This is a genomic window from Agromyces chromiiresistens (assembly GCF_029167465.1).
In the GTDB taxonomy this organism is placed as follows: Bacteria; Actinomycetota; Actinomycetes; order Actinomycetales; family Microbacteriaceae; genus Agromyces; species Agromyces chromiiresistens.
In genome coordinates this window covers 34,398-53,079 of sequence record NZ_JARFNL010000007.1, presented here as the reverse complement: position 1 = coordinate 53,079, position 18,682 = coordinate 34,398, and the positions used below count along the sequence as shown (strand labels likewise).

Annotated in this window: 15 protein-coding genes and 2 tRNA genes; 11 read left to right on the top strand and 6 right to left on the bottom strand. The window is 67.6% G+C overall.

The features are described 5' to 3' along the window. Positions 1-3,767: 3,767 nt before the first annotated feature. From rsmG to rpmH, 6 genes are read right to left on the bottom strand one after another with little or no spacing between them, the layout of a single operon-like run. On the bottom strand, positions 3,768-4,403 hold the full coding sequence (gene rsmG / locus PX701_RS17225; protein ID WP_275506986.1) for a 16S rRNA (guanine(527)-N(7))-methyltransferase RsmG: 636 nt from the start codon (positions 4,401-4,403) through the stop codon (positions 3,768-3,770). Positions 4,404-4,432: 29 nt separating this feature from the next. Continuing rightward, positions 4,433-4,930: a Jag family protein gene (locus PX701_RS17220; protein WP_231429247.1), complete on the bottom strand. Its 498-nt coding sequence runs from the start codon at positions 4,928-4,930 to the stop codon at positions 4,433-4,435. 3 nt (positions 4,931-4,933) lie between these two features. Then, positions 4,934-5,902, bottom strand: coding sequence for a membrane protein insertase YidC (yidC, locus tag PX701_RS17215; protein WP_231429246.1), 969 nt, complete (start codon positions 5,900-5,902; stop codon positions 4,934-4,936). A gap of 9 nt (positions 5,903-5,911) precedes the next feature. Beyond that, positions 5,912-6,358 carry a membrane protein insertion efficiency factor YidD gene (gene yidD / locus PX701_RS17210; RefSeq protein WP_231429245.1) on the bottom strand — a complete coding sequence of 149 codons (447 nt, stop codon included), beginning with the start codon at positions 6,356-6,358 and terminating at the stop codon, positions 5,912-5,914. Then, the gene (rnpA, locus tag PX701_RS17205) at positions 6,351-6,731 is read right to left on the bottom strand and encodes a ribonuclease P protein component (protein WP_231429244.1); all 381 of its coding nucleotides are present in this window, start codon (positions 6,729-6,731) and stop codon (positions 6,351-6,353) included. Before rnpA ends, yidD begins: the two co-directional genes overlap by 8 nt. Before the next feature lie 7 nt (positions 6,732-6,738). Next, positions 6,739-6,876 carry a 50S ribosomal protein L34 gene (gene rpmH / locus PX701_RS17200; protein ID WP_022889115.1) on the bottom strand — a complete coding sequence of 46 codons (138 nt, stop codon included), beginning with the start codon at positions 6,874-6,876 and terminating at the stop codon, positions 6,739-6,741. A 438-nt stretch (positions 6,877-7,314) separates the two neighbouring features. On the opposite strand from rpmH, the gene dnaA reads away from it, so the two are divergent. The 11 genes from dnaA to PX701_RS17145 all read left to right on the top strand — a co-directional run bounded on the left by dnaA (position 7,315) and on the right by PX701_RS17145 (position 18,675). Next, on the top strand, positions 7,315-8,736 hold the full coding sequence (dnaA, locus tag PX701_RS17195) for a chromosomal replication initiator protein DnaA (RefSeq protein ID WP_231429243.1): 1,422 nt from the start codon (positions 7,315-7,317) through the stop codon (positions 8,734-8,736). A gap of 460 nt (positions 8,737-9,196) precedes the next feature. Next, positions 9,197-10,351: a DNA polymerase III subunit beta gene (gene dnaN / locus PX701_RS17190; protein WP_275506985.1), complete on the top strand. Its 1,155-nt coding sequence runs from the start codon at positions 9,197-9,199 to the stop codon at positions 10,349-10,351. A 109-nt stretch (positions 10,352-10,460) separates the two neighbouring features. Further along, complete coding sequence (recF, locus tag PX701_RS17185; RefSeq protein ID WP_275506984.1) at positions 10,461-11,768, top strand: DNA replication/repair protein RecF; 1,308 nt, start codon at positions 10,461-10,463, stop codon at positions 11,766-11,768. After that, a complete protein-coding gene (locus PX701_RS17180) occupies positions 11,761-12,249 on the top strand; it encodes a DciA family protein (RefSeq protein ID WP_231429240.1) in 489 nt (162 codons plus the stop codon). The genes recF and PX701_RS17180 overlap by 8 nt, the downstream gene beginning before the upstream one ends. 123 nt (positions 12,250-12,372) lie before the next feature. Beyond that, complete coding sequence (gene gyrB / locus PX701_RS17175) at positions 12,373-14,391, top strand: DNA topoisomerase (ATP-hydrolyzing) subunit B (protein ID WP_231429239.1); 2,019 nt, start codon at positions 12,373-12,375, stop codon at positions 14,389-14,391. 1 nt (position 14,392) lies between these two features. After that, positions 14,393-16,999: a DNA gyrase subunit A gene (gene gyrA, locus PX701_RS17170; RefSeq protein ID WP_275506983.1), complete on the top strand. Its 2,607-nt coding sequence runs from the start codon at positions 14,393-14,395 to the stop codon at positions 16,997-16,999. 6 nt (positions 17,000-17,005) lie between these two features. Further along, positions 17,006-17,410: a DUF3566 domain-containing protein gene (locus tag PX701_RS17165; protein WP_231429237.1), complete on the top strand. Its 405-nt coding sequence runs from the start codon at positions 17,006-17,008 to the stop codon at positions 17,408-17,410. Between the two features lie 64 nt (positions 17,411-17,474). Continuing rightward, positions 17,475-17,548: transfer RNA gene (locus tag PX701_RS17160), tRNA-Ile, on the top strand. Between the two features lie 42 nt (positions 17,549-17,590). Continuing rightward, positions 17,591-17,663: transfer RNA gene (locus PX701_RS17155), tRNA-Ala, on the top strand. Positions 17,664-17,783: 120 nt separating this feature from the next. Continuing rightward, entirely contained in the window at positions 17,784-18,173 is a 390-nt protein-coding gene (locus PX701_RS17150) for a PLDc N-terminal domain-containing protein (RefSeq protein WP_231429236.1), read from the top strand. Between the two features lie 58 nt (positions 18,174-18,231). Beyond that, the gene (locus tag PX701_RS17145; protein ID WP_231429235.1) at positions 18,232-18,675 is read left to right on the top strand and encodes an NUDIX hydrolase; all 444 of its coding nucleotides are present in this window, start codon (positions 18,232-18,234) and stop codon (positions 18,673-18,675) included. Positions 18,676-18,682 lie beyond the last annotated feature (7 nt).

The window sequence follows — 18,682 nt, the reverse complement described above, 5'->3', positions numbered from 1 at the left end:
TCGGCGAGCGGCTGCTCACCGATTCGTGCAGTTCCGTCGCTCGCGGGAGCACGCTCGATGTCGTCGGTGCCCGCCTCGGCGACCGGCGATGGCGCACTTGCAGCGGCCGAACGCTCGTCGGGCTTCTCTTCCCGTACCGCGACAGGCTCGGCGTTGGGGTCAGCGTGCAGCGCCGTTGCGGTGTCGACCGCGGCGTCTCCGACGATTTCGCGGATGAGGTCCTCGAGCAGGCGGTCGGGCCCGTGATCGGCATCGAGAGGGTGCCCGCTCGAGCCGTCCGTCCGCTCGCCCTCGTCGGTCAGCGCGGCCGCGGTCGCGGCATCCCAATCGATCGCCGCTGACGGCCGCGGATCCGCTGGGTACGCATCGACACGCGATTCGGGAGCCGCCGGAACGGCCTGGTGCGGACCTGCACTGATTGGCGGCTCGGTCACCGACGCTGCGAGTCGTTCGATGCCGGACGTCTGCTGTTCGGGCGGCAGGTCAGCCGGGGGAGTCGAGCTGTTCGAACCGTTGCCCTCAGGGATCGGGTCGACAGGCGGTTCATTCTGGTGGGAACGTCGACGATGGAACCATCCTCGTCCTCCACCAGGTGTCATGCCGTCGTCTCCCAACCGCCGCCGATCGGCCGCAAGTGGATGTCGCGACCCGAGAGTCAAGCTTAACCGTCCCGACCGACCAGCGCCCGCGAAACCGCGGTTCGAGAGAAGACTGCGCTCACCGGTGCTGCCGTTTCACGTGAAACAGCGCGGCGGGTGCACTGGGTGCTCAATGTTTCACGTGAAACGCCACCAGATCGTCCCTCAGCTGCCGACGCTCGGAGTCCTCGATCCGGGGCAGGTCGCGTGGCCCGCTCACCCGAGTCACCCGCCGCCGGCGGCTTTGAGCGGAGCGGTGTCGAGGGCTCACCAAGACGAGTGGCAAGTGCGGCGATCGTCATCCCGCCTGGCCGGGCGGCATCGACGTCGGCGTGCCCGTGAGTCGCCGCGTGCCAACACGATGTCGCGAACCGGATCAGGCTCGGCTCTTCGCGTGAGGCGCTCGACCATTGGCTCACGCGGCGCCGGTTCGCCGGGCGGGCAGTCCGCCCCGAGGAGTGCTGTCCTCCCGCGACCTCCGTCCTGGTGAGCGCGGAGGCGAGTTCGCCGATCTCCCGGAACCAGGCCGAGCGAGCTCGCCGTTCAGTGATCGGGGGAATGACCACCACTGCCACGAGCGAGCGTGATGGCTCGGGTCGCCGAGTTGAGCTCTTCGGAGCGGAGACGATGTCCAGACTCGATCATCGTGCAGTCGCCGCGTGGTCAGGTTCGTCGGCAGGAGGTCATGACGGGATCGCGGTCACACGGATCGACCCTGCCGTGCGAGTCGGAACCACGGGGAGTCCGAACCCTCGCCGCAGACTGGAGCTCAGTTCGGCGCCCGGCCATCGCGCCGCTGCGCATGCGCGTGGGGGAGTGGCACTCGCATGTCAGGCGCCTGATGTTTCACGTGAAACGTCGCGAGTACCGTCCCGAGTTCCCGAAGCTCCCCGGCTGTCATGGCATCACGCCGATCGATGCCGGAGCACGCGAGCTCTCCACGCTCGCACCCGTCGATGTGGCGACGCCGGCCGAATCCGTGACTGCGTGCACCTCACCGGCCACGGCGCATTCGCCGTTTCACGTGAAACGAACTCCAACTGCTCACCATCAGCCACTCGCAACGGAGACAATACCTGGCGGAGTCGGGAGACTGTGTGCGCTCGGCGACGAACGCATTCGATCCTCGGTCACAGACTCCGCCAACCGACTGACACGAACGGCTCGCTGATCGATCCGAGGGGCGGTGGACGTGAACGGGGTCGCACAAATTGCCGCTGGAATCGAGATGTCGACCGACGAGCCCGGCCTCAATCGGCCCACAGGCGCTGCCGAGCACTCCCAGCGGCCAGCCCTTCGCGTCAGGTTCAGCAGTGCGCTCTGCCCTGCAGGGTTGAATGCCACGTGATGGCTCTCGAAGGCTGAGGCCACCCGCCGGCCATGGGGGAGCGGCCGATCAGCTCGGGATGCGCCAGACCCCAACCGCGGGGCACTCGCCCAAGGTGCCCGCCGTCGCTCTCACGAGGCGGTCAGACCGGCCGCACCCGAAGCTGACCCGCCTCACGGCGGCCCGGTCGAGCCACGAGCCGTTCCGACCATGTGAGCCATTTCAGCCGCAGAGCCTCCCAACTCGGGCCGCCGCTTTGGGCCGAACGGCCCGAGGGTCCGACATCCAAGGTGACGGCGCGGCCGCAACGCGCCCAGCAGAGCGAGCGGCATCCGGCGACCTCCCCACACGAGTTGCGACGTCCGCTCTCGGTACGAAGCCCTGACCGGCCGCATCCTGAACGAACGGCAACCACGATCGGCGCACTCGATCTGCCTCACTGTGCAGATCACCGTGCATCCACGACGCGCTCGGCGATCCAATCAGGCACGACCGACGGTGCAGCGAAGGATCGGGGGGCGCATCGAAGGAGTCAACCCAACGACCGTGCCGAGTCGCTCTCCGAACGGGTCGCACCGGGGAAGAGCCACATCGCTCCCATCACGCACCCGGACTCCCCAGCTCTCCCACGCGCCCGTCGCCCGTCCAGAGATGGACTCGATCGCCTTGGAACCCGGTGTCGCGCGACACTCAAGATTCGCCCCACACACCCCCCAATTCACCGACCCGCTCCAACGAAACGGAGGCCGGCTGGAGGAACTCCCGGGGCAGACACGCGTGGCCTTTGGGCCGCCAGTTCAGCCAAGCACCGTGCCACGTCCCCCTGACGTCTCGACCTCCCTGATGTGCCTCATCGCGGCTGCGCCCACCCGGATGCCGTCCGCGCGACCGAGCGATGGTCGCGTCGACGCCACCGTTTGACGTGAAGCACATGTGCGACCCATCAGGACGACCAACCCGTTCTGCTCACGCCGGCGACGCAGCATCCACCGGCCGGCCACCATCAGGTTCATGAAGTACCCGTGCCGTGGGACTCGTCGCGAACGTTCGCCCCGGGCGCTCGGCGCGACGACTCCGGCGGCATTGGTCCGTGCTGGAGCGGGCATCCAAGCCCCACTGCTGTGCTGGTCGACCCAGCACTGCGCCAACAGGGCTGGCGCATCCTCGCGTTCGACCGAGATCGCGCAATACGAGCGCTGCTGCACGGGTTCGTGGCCGCGGCGGTGACCGAGCTGTTCGATCGGGTGCGGGAACGCGTCGACTTCAGGTCGCGAAGCCCATCGGCCCGCACACCCCTCCCGAACGCACGCGTGATCGCGCGCGGCGTCCTCGGCGCCTGGCTCACGCTGCCACTCGCAAGGCCCGTGATCATCGACACCTTGAACGGACGACCGAAGATCGTCTCGCCGCCGGTGGCACAGACGACTCCTCCTGGCCGCGGGGGAGCGCAGTGTGGCGACGGGTGCAGGCACGCTGACGATGGGCGGCGGCAGGCACAGTCCCGTCCGGCACGGGCGTGGCACGCGTCACCGCTCAGACACGGGAAGGTGATCGATATGGTCCCGCGCACGCGAAGCGCACGCGAAGCGGACGCGAACGTACATGCCCGCGACTGCTCACGACACGACACCGAAGGACCGCCGCCTGGGGGACTACACGACACCGCGGGAAGCGGCGAGTCTCCAGCCGAGGCCGCGATAGAACCCTGCGCTCGACAGCTCGCCGGCACCTGCCACGCGTTTCACGTGAAACGACAGGGTCCGCAGAGCACGGCGGTGCAGCCGACCGCTCGATTCACCCGATCAGTCGACTACGGCGCGGAACACGCGGGTGACTTCCGAGTCGGGCACGACGCCCTCACCCAGCAGAAGCACCTCGACGTCGCGCAACCGGTACTTGCGAATGACCTTCTCGGCCTTGCCGATCTCGCCGTCGACGCCTGCGCCCTTCATCAGCACGAGCTCGCCGCCGGGCCGAACCAGGGGAGCGGTCACGGGAATCAGCGTGCGCAGTGCGCTCACGGCTCGCGCGGTCACCTGGTCGAGCGACTCGAACAGCTTCGACTCCTCGGCTCGCGCGCGCACGACCGTCACGTTCGAGAGGTCGAGTTCCCTCGCCTGTCGCTCGAGCCACGCCACCCGACGCTCCATCGGCTCGATCAGCACGAATTCGACATCGGGGCGTGTGATCGCGAGCACGATGCCGGGCAGCCCGGCACCGGAGCCGACGTCACCGACGCGGCCGGGTCGCAGCAGCGGCGCCACCAGGGCGCTGTTGACGATGTGCCGGGTCCACAACCGGGGAAGTTCGAGCGGGCCGATCAGGCCGAGCTCTTCACCATGGCGCGCAAGGGCGGCGGTGAACGCACGGCCCTTCTCGAGATGCTCGCCGAACAAGCCTGCGGCGGCTGCGGGTTCGGGTTCGAGTCCGTCGGTCATCGTTTCACGTGAAACGTCGGGCGTCGGCGTCAGCCGACTCGGGTGATGACCGTGTGACGCTCGGAGCCCTCGCCGCGCGACTCCGAGTGGAAACCCTGCTCGGCGACGAGGTCGTGCACGAGCTTGCGCTCGTACGACGACATCGGGGGGAGCGAGGCCTCGGCCGCGCCGCCCTCGATCCGCTCGACCGCGCGCGTCACGAGCGTCGCGAGCTCGTCGCGGCGCGCGTCGCGCGAGCCGCCGATGTCGAGGATCAGACGTGAGAACGAGCCGGTCTTCGTCTGCACCGCCAGGCGAGTGAGCTCCTGGAGTGCGCTCACGGTCTCGGGCTTCGAGAGCAGGCGCAGGTTGGCACCGTCACCGGCGTTCACCGAGACGTACGCACGGCCGTTCCGGGCGTCGATGTCGATGTCGCCGTCGAGATCGGTGATGTCGAGCAGTTCCTCGATGTAGTCGGCCGCGATGTCGCCCTCTTCTTCGAGCTGGGCGGTCGAACGCTCTTCGGCCTCGTGCTGCACGTCGGTCATGGTCTACTTCCCCTGCTTCTTGGCGCGCGACTTGCTCATCGGCTGCTGGCGCTGAGTCTTCTTCTCTTCGACGACGATCGTCGTTCCCTCGTCCTTGTCCTCGACGACGAGCTTGCCCTTCTTGGCAAGGCGGGCCTCGCGCGCCTTCGCCGCCTCGCTGCCGGGAGTCGGCATGTTGCGGATGACGACGAACTGCTGACCCATGGTCCAGAAGTTCGAGACGAGCCAGTAGAACATGACGCCGAGCGGGAACGCGACGCCCGAGAAGGCGAACACGAGGGGGAGGAGGTACAGCAGGATGCGCTGCTGACGGAACATGGGGCTCGCCTTGGTCTCGGGCGACATGTTCTTCGACACGATCTGCAGCTGCGTGATGAACTGCGACGCCGTCATGAGCACGATCATCGCGAGGGCGATGAGCATCGTGTTGATGCTGAACGGCTGGCCCGCGACCATGAGGTTCCACTCGCCGATGAAGGTCGAGTTGAGCGGGGCACCGAGGAACTCGGAGTTGGCGAACGAGTTCGCGAGCTCCTGGGTGAGCAGGCCGACACCGGCCTTGTCGTGCTGCGCGTCGTTGAGCACCGAGAACAGTGCGAAGAAGATCGGCATCTGCAGCAGCAGCGGCAGGCACGACGACAGCGGGTTGGTGCCCGTCTTCTTGTAGAGCTCCATGGTCTCGCGCGACATGGCCTCGCGCGAGAGCTGATCCTTCTTGCCCTTGTACTTGTCCTGGATCTTCTTGAGCTGCGGCGCGACCTCGAGCATGCGGCGCTGGCTCTTGATCTGACGCACGAAGATCGGGATGAGGGCCGCACGCACGACGAGCACGAGGCCGACGATCGACAGCACCCAGGTGACGCCGGCGTTCGGGTCCATCCCGATGAAGTCCCAGAACGAGTGGAAGGCGACGAGGATCAGCTCGACGGCCCACTTGATGGGCCAGAGGATCAGGCCGATGAGTTGGTCCATGGGTGGCGGTCAGTCCTTTCGGGACGGGCTGGGGGAGGAGATCATGGCGGCTGCGGCGGGCTGCACCCGCTGCGCCGAGAATTCGAAGGATGCCTCGTGGCCGGTGTGCGACGCACCGTGCACGTGAGCGGCCGGAGCCGAGGCATCCGCCTTCACGTAGCCCGCGGGGAGCACCCAGCCGAAGCGGGTCACGCGGTACCGGTCGTGGCGAGCCGGGCGCACGTCGTCGATGCCGCCGGGCGACCACGGATTGCAGCGGAGGATGCGCCAGCCGGTGAGCAGCGACCCGATGACGAGACCTCGCTGCTGCACCGAACCGAGGCCGTACGCCGAGCACGACGGGTAGTAGCGGCAGACGTCGCCGTAGAGGGGCGAGATCAGCTTGCGGTAGCCGCGGATGAGGAGCACCCCGAGGTTGCGGGGGATGAGTACGACGAAAAGGGCGAAGTCACGCATGCGACTCGCCCTGTTGCTGTTGCGCCGGCACCGACGTGCGCACGCGGCGCTTCTCGATCGCGCGGATCACGTCGGCCCGGAGCGAGGCCCAGTCGGCCTCGGCCGCCGACGGGAGTGCCCGCACCACGACGTCGGTGCCCGCGAAGCCGTCGCCGAGCACCTCGTGGCACGCCGCCTTCAAGCGGCGGCGGACGAGATTGCGACGCACGGCGCCGCCCACCTTCTTCGAGACGATGAAGCCGAAGCGCGCGTCGGTGCCCGACTCCCGTGAGCGCATGTAGCTCACGGTGTGGGCACCGGCGACCTTCGCACCCCGGCGCACGATGACTCGGTAGTCGTCGGCGCTCGTGATGCGATTGGCTTTGGCGAGCACCGACGAATTACGCGGACAGTTCGGTGCGGCCCTTGGCGCGGCGCGCCGACAGGATGGCACGACCCGCGCGGGTGCGCATGCGAAGGCGGAAGCCGTGCTTCTTGGCACGACGACGGTTGTTCGGCTGGAACGTACGCTTGCTCATTCTTCTTCTCCGGCTGTCGAATCTCCTCGCCGGGAAGTGGCTGCGACAGGTGCTGCAGCGCGGCGGCGGGAAAACTGGGTGCCCGAAAGGGCTGGGGTCAACTGATTAAAACTACGGCCTCGACGGCCCCCGGTCAAACCGACGGGAGCGCACGAGCGCGCAATTCGAACCCCACAGTATCGCTCGAACCTCGATGCATCCTGTGGAACGACACGCCCGCGATGTCGGATCCTCCGATCGGCATTTGTCGGGGACGGCATCCTCGGATAGCGTTTGACACCAGTTATCCCCAGCTTCGTGCGCGGAATCCCGGGCGAGTTCCCGAATCTCCCCACAGGCAGTGGAAAACGCTGTGAACACACGCCTCGCGCCGCTCGCTTCGTCGATGGGGGATCGATGAGCGGCACACGAGAGCACCGAACTTGATTGCGGGGAACGATGACAGAACAGCCCATTTCCGAGACGTGGGCGACGATCCTCGATCGACTGTCTGACGACGACGCGATCACCCCGATGCTCCAGGGTTTCCTGAACCTGGTCGAGCCGAAGGGCATCGCGGCCGGCACGTTCTACCTCGAGGTGCCGAACGACTTCACCGCGAGCATGCTCAACCAGCGGATGCGCGTCTCCCTCCTCTCTGCGATGAGCGCGGTCGAGGCGCCGTCGCCGGTCACCTCCTTCTACGTCGTGGTGAACCCCGAGCTCGAAGAGGTGAGGGCCGCCGCCGAGCAGCAGGCCGGCTACGCGAACGAACCCGACCCCGTCGAGCTGCCGGCGTCGCCGCAGTCGGTGTTCGAGAACACGAGCCCGGTCTCGCCGCGCGACACCCGCCTCAACCCGAAGTACTCGTTCGACAGCTTCGTCATCGGCCAGTCGAACCGCTTCGCGCATGCCGCGGCCGTCGCCGTCGCGGAGGCGCCGGCGAAGGCCTACAACCCCCTCTTCATCTACGGCGACTCCGGCCTCGGCAAGACGCACCTCCTGCACGCCATCGGCCACTACGCGATGAGCCTGTATCCGGGCATCCGCGTGCGGTACGTCTCCTCCGAGGAGTTCACGAACGACTTCATCAACTCGATCGCGAACAACCGCGGCTCCCTCTTCCAGCAGCGCTACCGCAACATCGACATCCTGCTGATCGACGACATCCAGTTCCTGCAGGGCAAGGCGGAGACGCAGGAGGCGTTCTTCCACACCTTCAACACCCTGCACGACCACAACAAGCAGGTCGTGATCACGAGCGACGTGCCGCCCAAGCACCTCACCGGCTTCGAGGACCGCATGCGCAGCCGCTTCGAGTGGGGCCTCATCACCGACGTGCAGGCGCCCGACCTCGAGACGCGCATCGCGATCCTTCGCAAGAAGGCGCAGTCCGAGCGCCTCCAGGTGCCCGACGACATCCTCGAGTACATGGCGTCGAAGGTCTCGTCGAACATCCGCGAGCTCGAGGGCACGCTCATCCGCGTCACCGCCTTCGCGAGCCTCAACCGCACGCCCGTCGACATGCCGCTCGTGCAGACCGTGCTGAAGGACCTCATCACCGACGACAGCGACAACGTGGTCGCGCCGGTCGACATCATCACGGCGACGGCCGACTACTTCAAGCTCACCGTCGACGACCTGTACGGCTCGAGCCGTTCGCAGGCCGTCGCGACCGCCCGGCAGATCGCGATGTACCTCTGCCGCGAGCTCACGAACCTCTCGCTGCCGAAGATCGGCCAGCTCTTCGGCAATCGCGACCACACCACGGTGATGTACGCGAACAAGAAGATCTCGGAGCTCATGAAGGAGCGCCGCTCGATCTACAACCAGGTGACCGAGCTCACCGCGCGCATCAAGCAGACCGCGCGCTACCGCTGAGTCCGTTTCCACCCTTCTGCAGCGCCCCTGCAGACCATCTCCGAACGGTTCCCACAGTTGTGGAGAACCTGTGGATTGTTAACGAGCAACCGCGTCACGACTGTTGACACTGTTCGGTCGGCTGTGCAGAACACCGTTCGGCGTTCTGCGCGCACTCGAGGCATCCGCGCTCGAATCCACACGGTGTGCACAGATGCGATCGGCTGCGATCGGCACCGTTCCGCGGGTCTCCGAACACCATCCACAGTTTCCACAACGGTTAACACCGTTAAGAGAGAGTGGTTAAAGGGGTGATTCCCACAACCTCGAGGTCGAGGTGCGTCGAGCGCCGGGCGACCCGGTCGATGGTGGATGCCGCGCTGCGCCGTTCGATCGGACGGGTGAGCCGGATTCACCGGCATCACGATCGGCTCTGCGGATAGCATGGGAGCCACCAAGCGACATCCACGACGGGAGAACCGTGAAGTTCCAGGTCAATCGCGACGTCTTCAGTGAGGCCGTTTCCTTCGCCGTCAAGCTGCTGCCGCAGCGCACCACGCTGCCGATCCTCTCGGGCGTGCTGATCCAGGCGAACGCCGACGGCCTCGTGCTCTCCTCCTTCGACTACGAGGTGTCCTCCCAGACCGAGATCCAGGCCGACGTCGAAGAGCCGGGCACCGTCCTGGTGTCCGGCCGGCTCCTCGCCGAGATCGCCGGCCGCCTGCCGAACGCGCCCGTCCGCGTCGCCACCGAAGAGAGCCGCATCTCGGTGAGCTGCGGCTCGGCGAGCTTCACGCTCCTGTCGATGCCGGTCGAGGAGTACCCGTCGATCCCCGAGATCGGCGAGCAGTCGGGTCTCGTCCCGGCCGAGGAGTTCGCGGCCGCCGTCGCGCAGGTCGCCGTCGCCGCGTCGCGCGACGACGTCACCCCGGTCATCACGGGGGTGCAGCTCGAGGTGCACGAGAACAGTCTCGGACTCGTCGCGACCGACCGCTACCGGGTCGCCGTGCGCGAGATCGACTGGGACGGCGGCAATGTCGGCGGCGGCGATGGCGACACGGTCACCGCGCTCGTCCCCGCGCGCACCCTGCAGGAGGTCGGCAAGACCTTCGGCCACTCCGGCAACATCTCGGTGGCCATCACGAACCGCGACGACCGCGAGCTCATCGCCTTCAGCGCCGACAAGAAGACCGTCACGTCGCTGCTCATCAAGGGCAACTTCCCGCCCGTGCGCCGACTCTTCCCCGACACGGTCGACAACTACGCCGTCATGAACACGGCCGACCTCATCGAGGCCACTCGCCGCGTCGCCCTCGTGCTCGAGCGCGAGGCCGCGCTGCGATACAGCTTCACGGCCGACGGGCTCACCCTCGAGGCGATCGGTTCGGAGCAGGCCCAGGCCTCCGAGTCGATCGACGCGATCCTCACGGGTGACGACACGGTCGTCTCGCTGAAGCCGCAGTTCCTGCTCGACGGCCTCGGCGCCGTCCACTCCGAGTACGTGCGCATCTCGTTCACGAAGACCGAGAACCCGAACAAGCCGGGCCCCGTGCTCATCACGAGCCAGACCTCGCGCGAGCAGGCCGGCTCCGACAGCTACCGCTACCTGCTGCAGCCGAACCTGCTGCTGCGCTGAGCGCGCGCCACACCTTCAACCGGCCCTTCAACCGGCGCGGATGTCTCGGCGCCGGCGTGTCGGCGGCCGCGGGTAGCGTTGTCGTGGTCGATCGAGAGGAGTGGTGCCCGTGCACGTCGCACGCCTCTCATTGACCGACTACCGCAACTACGCCCGCGCCGAGCTCGAACTCGGCCCCGGTGCGACGGTGCTCGTGGGTCGCAACGGGCAGGGCAAGACCAACCTCGTCGAGGCGATCGGCTATCTCGCGACGCTCGGCTCGCACCGGGTCTCGAGCGACCAGGCCCTGATCCGGGCGGGTGCCGACGCGGCCATCGTGCGAGCTCAGCTCGCGCACGGCGACCGGCGCGTGCTCGTCGAGCTCCAACTCAACCGGCAGGGTGCGAACCGTGCGCAGCTCAACCGCTCGCCGGTGAAGACGCGCGAACTGCCGCGCTACGCGCACAGCGTGCTGTTCGCTCCTGAAGACCTCGCGATCGTGCGCGGTGAGCCGGGGGTCCGTCGTCGCATGCTCGACGAGCTGCTGGTGCAGCGCTCACCTCGCCTCTCCGGGGTCATGGCCGACTACGACCGGGTGCTCAGGCAGCGCAACTCGCTCCTGAAGAGCGCGCGGGCCCGCGGACTGGCGGCCGACAAGCTCACGACCCTCGACATCTGGGACGAACGGCTCGTCGCGCTCGGCACCGAGATCATCGACCAGCGCATCGCACTCGTCGCCGAGTTGGGCGACCCCGTCGCCGCGGCGTACCGGTCGATCGTCGACGCCGACCACCGGCCGGAACTGCGCCCGGTGCTGTCGGTCGACGGGGCCGACGTCGACGGCGACGGGGCGGCCGGTCTCGATCGGGGAGCCGGTGGTGTCGTCGCGGCGGAGCACAGCGACGACGCGCATCGAGACCGGTCGGGCGCCACTCGACCAGCGGGGTCCACCGCTGACCGGTTCGCCGCCGCGCTGCGTGCGCTCCGCGGCAAGGAGCTCGAGCGCGGCGTCACGCTCGTCGGGCCGCACCGCGACGACGTGCTGCTGCTGCTCAACGGACTGCCGGCGAAGGGCTATGCGAGCCATGGCGAATCGTGGTCGTTCGCGCTCGCGATCCGGCTCGCCTCGGCCGAGCTGCTTCGTCGCGACTCGTCGACCGGCGATCCCGTGCTCGTGCTCGACGACGTCTTCGCCGAGCTCGACCGCCTCCGGCGGGAGCGCCTGGCCGAGGCGATCGGCGGATTCGAGCAGGTGCTCGTGACCGCTGCCGTGCTCGAAGACGTGCCGACGCCGCTCACGGCGCGTATCGTGCACATCGAGGCCGGGCGTATCGTCGACGGCGAGGCGACGCTCGGGCAGCAGGGTGAGCGCGGCGGCGAGTCCGACGACGCCTCGGTGTCCGTCGCCGAACACGAGGAGGGGGCCGCCGATGACTGACGTCTCCGAGGCCGCCCGCGTGTACCGGCACTTCCGCGAGATCTTCGGCGGTGAACCGCGTGTGCGACCCGGCCGCGCTCGAGTCCGTACCCGCGACGAGTCCGGCAGCCAGCCGTTCACCCCCGGTCGCGACCCGAAGCCGCTCGCCGCGACTCTCGACGGACTGAGTTCGCAGCTCGGCTGGACGGGCCCGCTCTCGCAGCACGACGTGCTCGCGTCGTGGGCGGAGATCGTCGGCGACGAGACCGCGCGGCACTCCGAGGCGATCGCGATCGAGGGCGGCGTGCTGCAGGTCAAATGCGAGTCGACCGCGTGGGCGACGCAGCTTCGACTGATGCGCACGCAGCTCGTCACCGAGATCGTCTCGAGGTTCCCCGGCGCGGGGGTCGAGACCATCCGCTTTCAAGGACCCGACGCCCCCACCTGGAAAAGGGGTCCCAGATCGGTTCCAGGGCGCGGTCCTCGCGATACCTACGGCTGAAGAGGCGAAAACGGTCGCTCGACCTGAGTTATCCCCTGAGAAGGCCCGTCGGCGGCCGGTCGGGACACTTGGTTTGATAGGATCGAACGTCGCCAGAACGACGGTTTGGAGCCCGATTCACCCATGACAGCGGAACCGACGAAGGCCCAGAGCGCGCCCGAATACGGCGCAGACGCGATCCAGGTTCTCGAGGGCCTCGAAGCGGTACGCAAGCGGCCCGGCATGTACATCGGATCGACCGGGCCCCGAGGGCTCCACCACCTCGTCTACGAGATCGTCGACAACTCCGTCGACGAGGCGCTCGCGGGCTATGCGACCGACATCGACGTGACGATCCTGCCCGACGGCGGTGTCCGCGTCGTCGACAACGGGCGAGGCATCCCCGTCGACGTCCACAAGACCGAGGGCAGGTCGACCGTCGAGGTCGTGCACACCGTGCTGCACGCCGGCGGCAAGTTCGGCGGCGGCGGATACGCCGTCTCCGGCGGACTGCACGGCGTCGGCGCATCGGTCGTGAACGCACTGTCCAGCCGGTTCGAGGTCGAGGTGCGCCGGCAGGGCCACGTGTGGCGCCAGGCGTACGAGATCGGCGTGCCGATGGCCCCGCTCTCGCAAGACGAGGCGAGCGATGCGACCGGCACGACGACCACCTTCTGGGCGAGCCCCGAGATCTTCGAGACCGTCGAGTACGACTACGAGACGCTGCGCACCCGCTTCCAGCAGATGGCGTTCCTCAACAAGGGCCTGCGCATCACGCTGACCGACCTGCGTGCCGGCCACGTGGTCGTCGACCCCGACGACACCGCAGAGGTCGAGGCGGACGCCGCGTCGTCCGGCCCGCGCACCGACACGTTCCTCTATGAACGCGGTCTCAGCGACTACGTCGAGTACCTCAACAAGTCCAAGCGGTCCGAGCTCGTGAACGACGAGATCATCTCGTTCGAGGCCGAGGACACCGAGCGCAACATCGCGCTCGAGGTCGCGATGCAGTGGACGACGGCGTACACCGAGTCGGTGCACACCTACGCGAACACGATCAACACGCACGAGGGCGGCACCCACGAAGAGGGCTTCCGGGCCGCGCTCACGACGCTGATCAACCGCTACGCCCGCGAGAAGAACATCCTCAAGGAGAAGGACGACAACCTCTCCGGCGACGACGTGCGCGAGGGGCTCACCGCGGTGATCTCGGTCAAGCTCGGCGAACCGCAGTTCGAGGGCCAGACGAAGACGAAGCTCGGCAACACCGAGGCCAAGTCGTTCGTGCAGAAGGTGACCGGAGACCAGCTCGGCGACTGGTTCGAGCGCAACCCCACGCAGGCTCGCGACATCATCCGCAAGGCGATCCAGGCGGCGACCGCCCGGCTCGCGGCGCGCAAGGCGCGCGAGGCGACCCGGCGCAAGGGCCTGCTCGAGTCGGGCGGCATGCCCGGCAAGCTGAAGGACTGCTCGTCGAAGGACCCGTCGCTCAGCGAGATCTTCATCGTCGAGGGCGATTCGGCCGGCGGATCGGCCGTGCAGGGGCGCAACCCCGAGACGCAGGCGATCCTGCCGCTGCGCGGCAAGATCCTCAACGTCGAAAAGGCCCGCCTCGACCGAGCGCTCGCGAACAACGAGGTCCAGGCGATGATCACGGCGTTCGGCGCCGGCATCGGCGAGGACTTCAACACCGAGAAGGCCAGGTACCACAAGATCGTGCTCATGGCCGACGCCGATGTCGACGGCCAGCACATCACCACCCTGCTGCTGACGCTGCTCTTCCGCTACATGCGGCCGCTCATCGAGCTCGGCTACGTGTACCTCGCGCAGCCCCCGCTCTACCGGCTGAAGTGGTCGAACGCCGACCACCAGTTCGTCTACTCCGATCGCGAGCGTGACGCCCTGCTCGTCGACGGGCAGGCGAAGGGGTGGCGCATCCCGAAGGACAACGGGATCCAGCGCTACAAGGGTCTCGGCGAGATGAGCTACCAGGAGCTCTGGGAGACCACGATGAACCCCGAGACCCGCACGCTGCTGCAGGTCACCATGGACGACGCGGCCGCCGCCGACGAGATCTTCTCGACCCTGATGGGCGAAGACGTCGAGAGCCGCCGCAACTTCATCCAGAAGAACGCGAAGGACGTGCGTTTCCTTGACATCTGATGTGATCGAACCCGGCGACAACGGCGAGGGCCCCGGCATCCACGGCAGGATCGACCAGGTCGACCTGCAGCTCGAGATGCAGCGCTCGTACCTCGACTACGCGATGAGCGTGATCGTGGGCCGTGCCCTGCCCGACGTGCGCGACGGGCTGAAGCCCGTGCACCGCCGCGTCATCTACGCGATGTACGACGGCGGGTACCGTCCCGACAAGGCGTTCTCGAAGTGCGCCCGCGTCGTGGGCGACGTCATGGGCCAGTTCCACCCCCACGGCGACACCGCGATCTACGACGCGCTCGTGCGCCTCGTGCAGCCGTGGAGCCTGCGCTACCCGCTCGCGCTCGGCCAGGGCAACTTCGGCTCGCCCGGCAACGACGGCGCCGCCGCTCCGCGATACACCGAGACCAAGATGGCTCCGCTCGCGCTCGAGATGGTGCGCGACATCGACAAGGAGACCGTCGACTTCCAGGACAACTACGACGGTCGCACCCAGGAGCCGTCGATCCTGCCGGCGCGGTTCCCGAACCTCCTCGTCAACGGTTCCGTCGGCATCGCGGTCGGCATGGCGACGAACATCCCGCCGCACAACCTCCGCGAGGTCGCGTCGGGCGCCCAGTGGTACCTCGAGAACCCCGAGGCATCCCGCGAGGAGCTGCAGGAGGCGCTCCTGCAGCGCATCAAGGGACCCGACTTCCCGACGGGTGCGCAGATCCTCGGCGTCAAGGGCATCACCGACGCCTACCGCACGGGTCGCGGCTCGATCACGATGCGCGCCGTCGTCGACGTGGAGGAGATCCACGGCCGCACCTGCCTCGTCGTCACCGAGCTGCCGTACCAGGTCAACCCCGACAACCTCGCCATCAAGATCGCCGACCTCGTGAAGGACGGCAAGGTCTCGGGCATCGCCGACATCCGCGACGAGACCTCCGGCCGTACCGGCCAGCGCCTCGTCATCGTGCTCAAGCGCGATGCGGTCGCCAAGGTCGTGCTGAACAACCTGTACAAGCACACCCAGCTCCAGGAGAACTTCGGCGCGAACATGCTCGCGATCGTCGACGGCGTGCCCCGCACGCTCTCGATCGACGGCTTCATCGCGCACTGGGTCGACCACCAGATCGAGGTCATCGTCCGTCGCACGCAGTACCTGCTGCGCGAGGCCGAGGCACGCATGCACATCCTGCGCGGCTACCTCAAGGCGCTCGACGCGCTCGACGAGGTCATCGCCCTCATTCGCGCCTCGGCCACGGTCGACGTCGCCCGAGACGGCCTGAAAGAGCTGCTCGACATCGACGACCTGCAGGCCGACGCGATCCTCGCGATGCAGCTGCGCCGACTCGCCGCGCTCGAGCGCCAGAAGATCATCGACGAGGCGAACGAGCTCGAGGCGAAGATCGCCGACTACAACGACATCCTCGCGACGCCGGCGCGCCAGCGCACGATCGTCTCCGAGGAGCTCGCCGAGATCGTCGACAAGTACGGCGACGAGCGACGCACGCACATCATGCCCGGGTTCGACGGCGACATGTCGGTCGAAGACCTGATCCCCGAAGAGGAGATGGTCGTCACGGTGACCCGTGGCGGGTACGTCAAGCGCACCCGCAGCGACAACTACCGGTCGCAGCACCGCGGCGGCAAGGGCGTCAAGGGCGCGCAGCTGCGCGCCGACGACGTGGTCGACCACTTCTTCGTGACCACGACCCACCACTGGCTGCTGTTCTTCACGAACATGGGCCGGGTCTACCGGGCGAAGGCGTACGAGATCCAGGAGGCCGGCCGCGACGCGAAGGGCCAGCACGTCGCGAACCTGCTCGAGATGCAGCCCGACGAGGAGATCGCCGAGATCCTCGACATCCGCGACTACGAGGCGGCGAAGTACCTCGTGCTCGCGACCCGCGGCGGGCTCGTCAAGAAGACCGAGCTGACCGCGTACGACACCAACCGCTCGCGCGGCGTCATCGCGATCAACCTGCGCGACGGCGACGAGCTCGTGTCGGCGATGCTCGCCGACGAGCACGACGAGATCCTGCTCGTCTCGAAGAAGGGCATGTCGCTCCGCTTCGAGGCGACGGACGAGGCGCTGCGCCCCATGGGTCGCTCGACCTCGGGCGTGAAGGGCATGGCGTTCCGCGACGGTGACGCCCTGCTCGCGGCCAACGTCGTGCCCGGCTCCGGCCTCGAGTCCGGCACCGTGCCCGATTCCCGTGAAGCCGCCGAGAATACGGTGGATGCCTCGGCCGAGGCCGACGGCGACCAGTACGTGTTCGTCGTCACCGAGGGCGGCTACGCCAAGCGCACCGCGGTCGACCAGTATCGCCTGCAGAACCGCGGCGGACTGGGCATCAAGGTCGCCAAGCTGAACGAAGATCGCGGCGACCTCGCCGGCGCCCTCATCGTCGGAACCGACGACGAGGTGCTGGTGGTCCTTGCCAGCGGCAAGGTGGTACGCTCCGATGTCGCCGAGGTCCCCGCCAAGGGCAGGGATACGATGGGCGTCGTCTTCGCGAAGTTCGCGATGGACGACCGGATCATCGCCATCGCGAAGAATTCCGAACGGAATCTCGTGGAGGAGGCCGCCGAGTCCGAAGCGGCCGAGCCCGCGGGAGAGGAGTAATCGTCTATGAGTAGCGTCGCCGAGAAGCTGGCCCGCAAGTCGAGCAAGCGCCCGCCGGCCAAGCAGGTGCGCCTGCGGCTCGTCTACATCGACTTCTGGTCGGCGGTGAAGCTGTCGTTCCTGGTCGCCGTGTGCCTCGCGGTCGTGTCGATCGTGGCGACCTTCCTCATCTGGACGGTGCTGAACTCGACCGACGTCTTCGACAAGCTCAACGAGCTCGTGAAGGACGTGGCGGGCACGGGCGGCGACCTGTCGTCGGTGCTGTCGCTCGGCAACGTCATGGGCTTCGCGATCGTCGCGTCGCTCCTGAACCTCGTCGTGACGACCGCCCTCGGTGCGATTCTCGCGGTGCTCTACAACCTCAGCGTGAAGATCACGGGCGGAATCCTGGTCGGCTTCACGAACAACTGAGCCGGCTTCGGCTCGATTCGGACTTTCGCCCGGAGTCGGGTAGTCTGTCCTTCGGCCGAAATTCGGGGATATAGCTCAGGCGGTTAGAGCGCTTCGCTGATAACGAAGAGGTCCGAGGTTCAAGTCCTCGTATCCCCACTCCACAACTCCACATCGCAGGTGCCGTACGGCACCTGCCCGGGGGCCTTAGCTCAGTTGGTAGAGCGCCTGCTTTGCAAGCAGGATGTCAGGAGTTCGATTCTCCTAGGCTCCACCCTCGCTCCGCCGAATCGGCGTGATTTCCACCCGCCGTCAAGACGCCGACTCCGGTAGCCTTGAGCCAAACGAGATCGGCGATCCCGGCTCGTCTCGATCACAGCGAAAGGCGACCGCGATGAACATGTGGAGCAACTTCTGGGACATCTTCAGCGGGCTCTTCGGCGTCTTCGTCTTCGTGGCGTACCTCGCGGTGCTGCTGACCATCATCCTCGACCTCTTCCGTGACCCGAAGCTCGCCGGCTGGGCGAAGGCGGTCTGGCTGATCTTCCTCGTCTTCGTGCCCTTCCTCACGGCACTCGTGTACGTCATCGCCCGTGGCCGCGGGCTCGCCCAGCGTGAGCGGGCGAAGCGCGGACTCGAGCAGGAGTACATCGACGACCGGGGCAACGTCTCGCAGGCGAGCGTCACTCCCGAGGTCGCGAAGGCGCAGGGACTGGGCGGCGATCCGACCGTCAGCCGCTCGTCGTTCGACTCCGTGCAGAACGACTCGATGATCCAGAGCTGAGGCCGGGCTCGGCGACACCGGTCGAGCGCGTCGCCGACCGCCCGGGTAGGGTGACCGAATGGACATCCGCATCGCCGCGTACGCCGTGATCATCCGCGACGGCGAGATCCTGCTCTCGCACTGGAACGAGCACGGTCGCTCGGGCTGGGCCCTCCCCGGCGGCGGCATCGAGGGCGACGAGCACCCGGTCGTGGCCGCACGGCGCGAGGTGGCGGAGGAGACCGGCTACGAGGCATCCATCGATCGCCTGCTCGGCATCGACACGATGGTCGTTCCTGCGGCGAAGCGGCACACGGGCGCAGTACCGCTCTACGCGATGCGCGTCGTCTACCGAGGGCGCGTCGTCGGCGGTGAGTTGCGCAACGAGGTCGGCGGATCGAGCGACGAGGCACGCTGGGTGCGACTCGACGAGATTCGACGGCTCAAGCGCGTGAGCCTCGTCGACATCGCGCTGCGCCTGAACGACGCCGAACCCGCCGACGGGGTGCCGCCGACCTCGTGATCCGGCA

What these genes read in the sequence shown, in the direction of transcription:
- rsmG (WP_275506986.1), bottom strand. Translation starts at nt 4,403, where the DNA reads ATGACCGACGGACTCGAACCCGAACCCGCAGCCGCCGCAGGCTTGTTC.
- PX701_RS17220 (WP_231429247.1), bottom strand. Translation starts at nt 4,930, where the DNA reads ATGACCGACGTGCAGCACGAGGCCGAAGAGCGTTCGACCGCCCAGCTC.
- yidC (WP_231429246.1), bottom strand. Translation starts at nt 5,902, where the DNA reads ATGGACCAACTCATCGGCCTGATCCTCTGGCCCATCAAGTGGGCCGTC.
- yidD (WP_231429245.1), bottom strand. Translation starts at nt 6,358, where the DNA reads ATGCGTGACTTCGCCCTTTTCGTCGTACTCATCCCCCGCAACCTCGGG.
- rpmH (WP_022889115.1), bottom strand. Translation starts at nt 6,876, where the DNA reads ATGAGCAAGCGTACGTTCCAGCCGAACAACCGTCGTCGTGCCAAGAAG.
- dnaA (WP_231429243.1), top strand. Translation starts at nt 7,315, where the DNA reads ATGACAGAACAGCCCATTTCCGAGACGTGGGCGACGATCCTCGATCGA.
- PX701_RS17180 (WP_231429240.1), top strand. Translation starts at nt 11,761, where the DNA reads ATGACTGACGTCTCCGAGGCCGCCCGCGTGTACCGGCACTTCCGCGAG.
- gyrB (WP_231429239.1), top strand. Translation starts at nt 12,373, where the DNA reads ATGACAGCGGAACCGACGAAGGCCCAGAGCGCGCCCGAATACGGCGCA.
- PX701_RS17165 (WP_231429237.1), top strand. Translation starts at nt 17,006, where the DNA reads ATGAGTAGCGTCGCCGAGAAGCTGGCCCGCAAGTCGAGCAAGCGCCCG.
- PX701_RS17150 (WP_231429236.1), top strand. Translation starts at nt 17,784, where the DNA reads ATGAACATGTGGAGCAACTTCTGGGACATCTTCAGCGGGCTCTTCGGC.
- PX701_RS17145 (WP_231429235.1), top strand. Translation starts at nt 18,232, where the DNA reads ATGGACATCCGCATCGCCGCGTACGCCGTGATCATCCGCGACGGCGAG.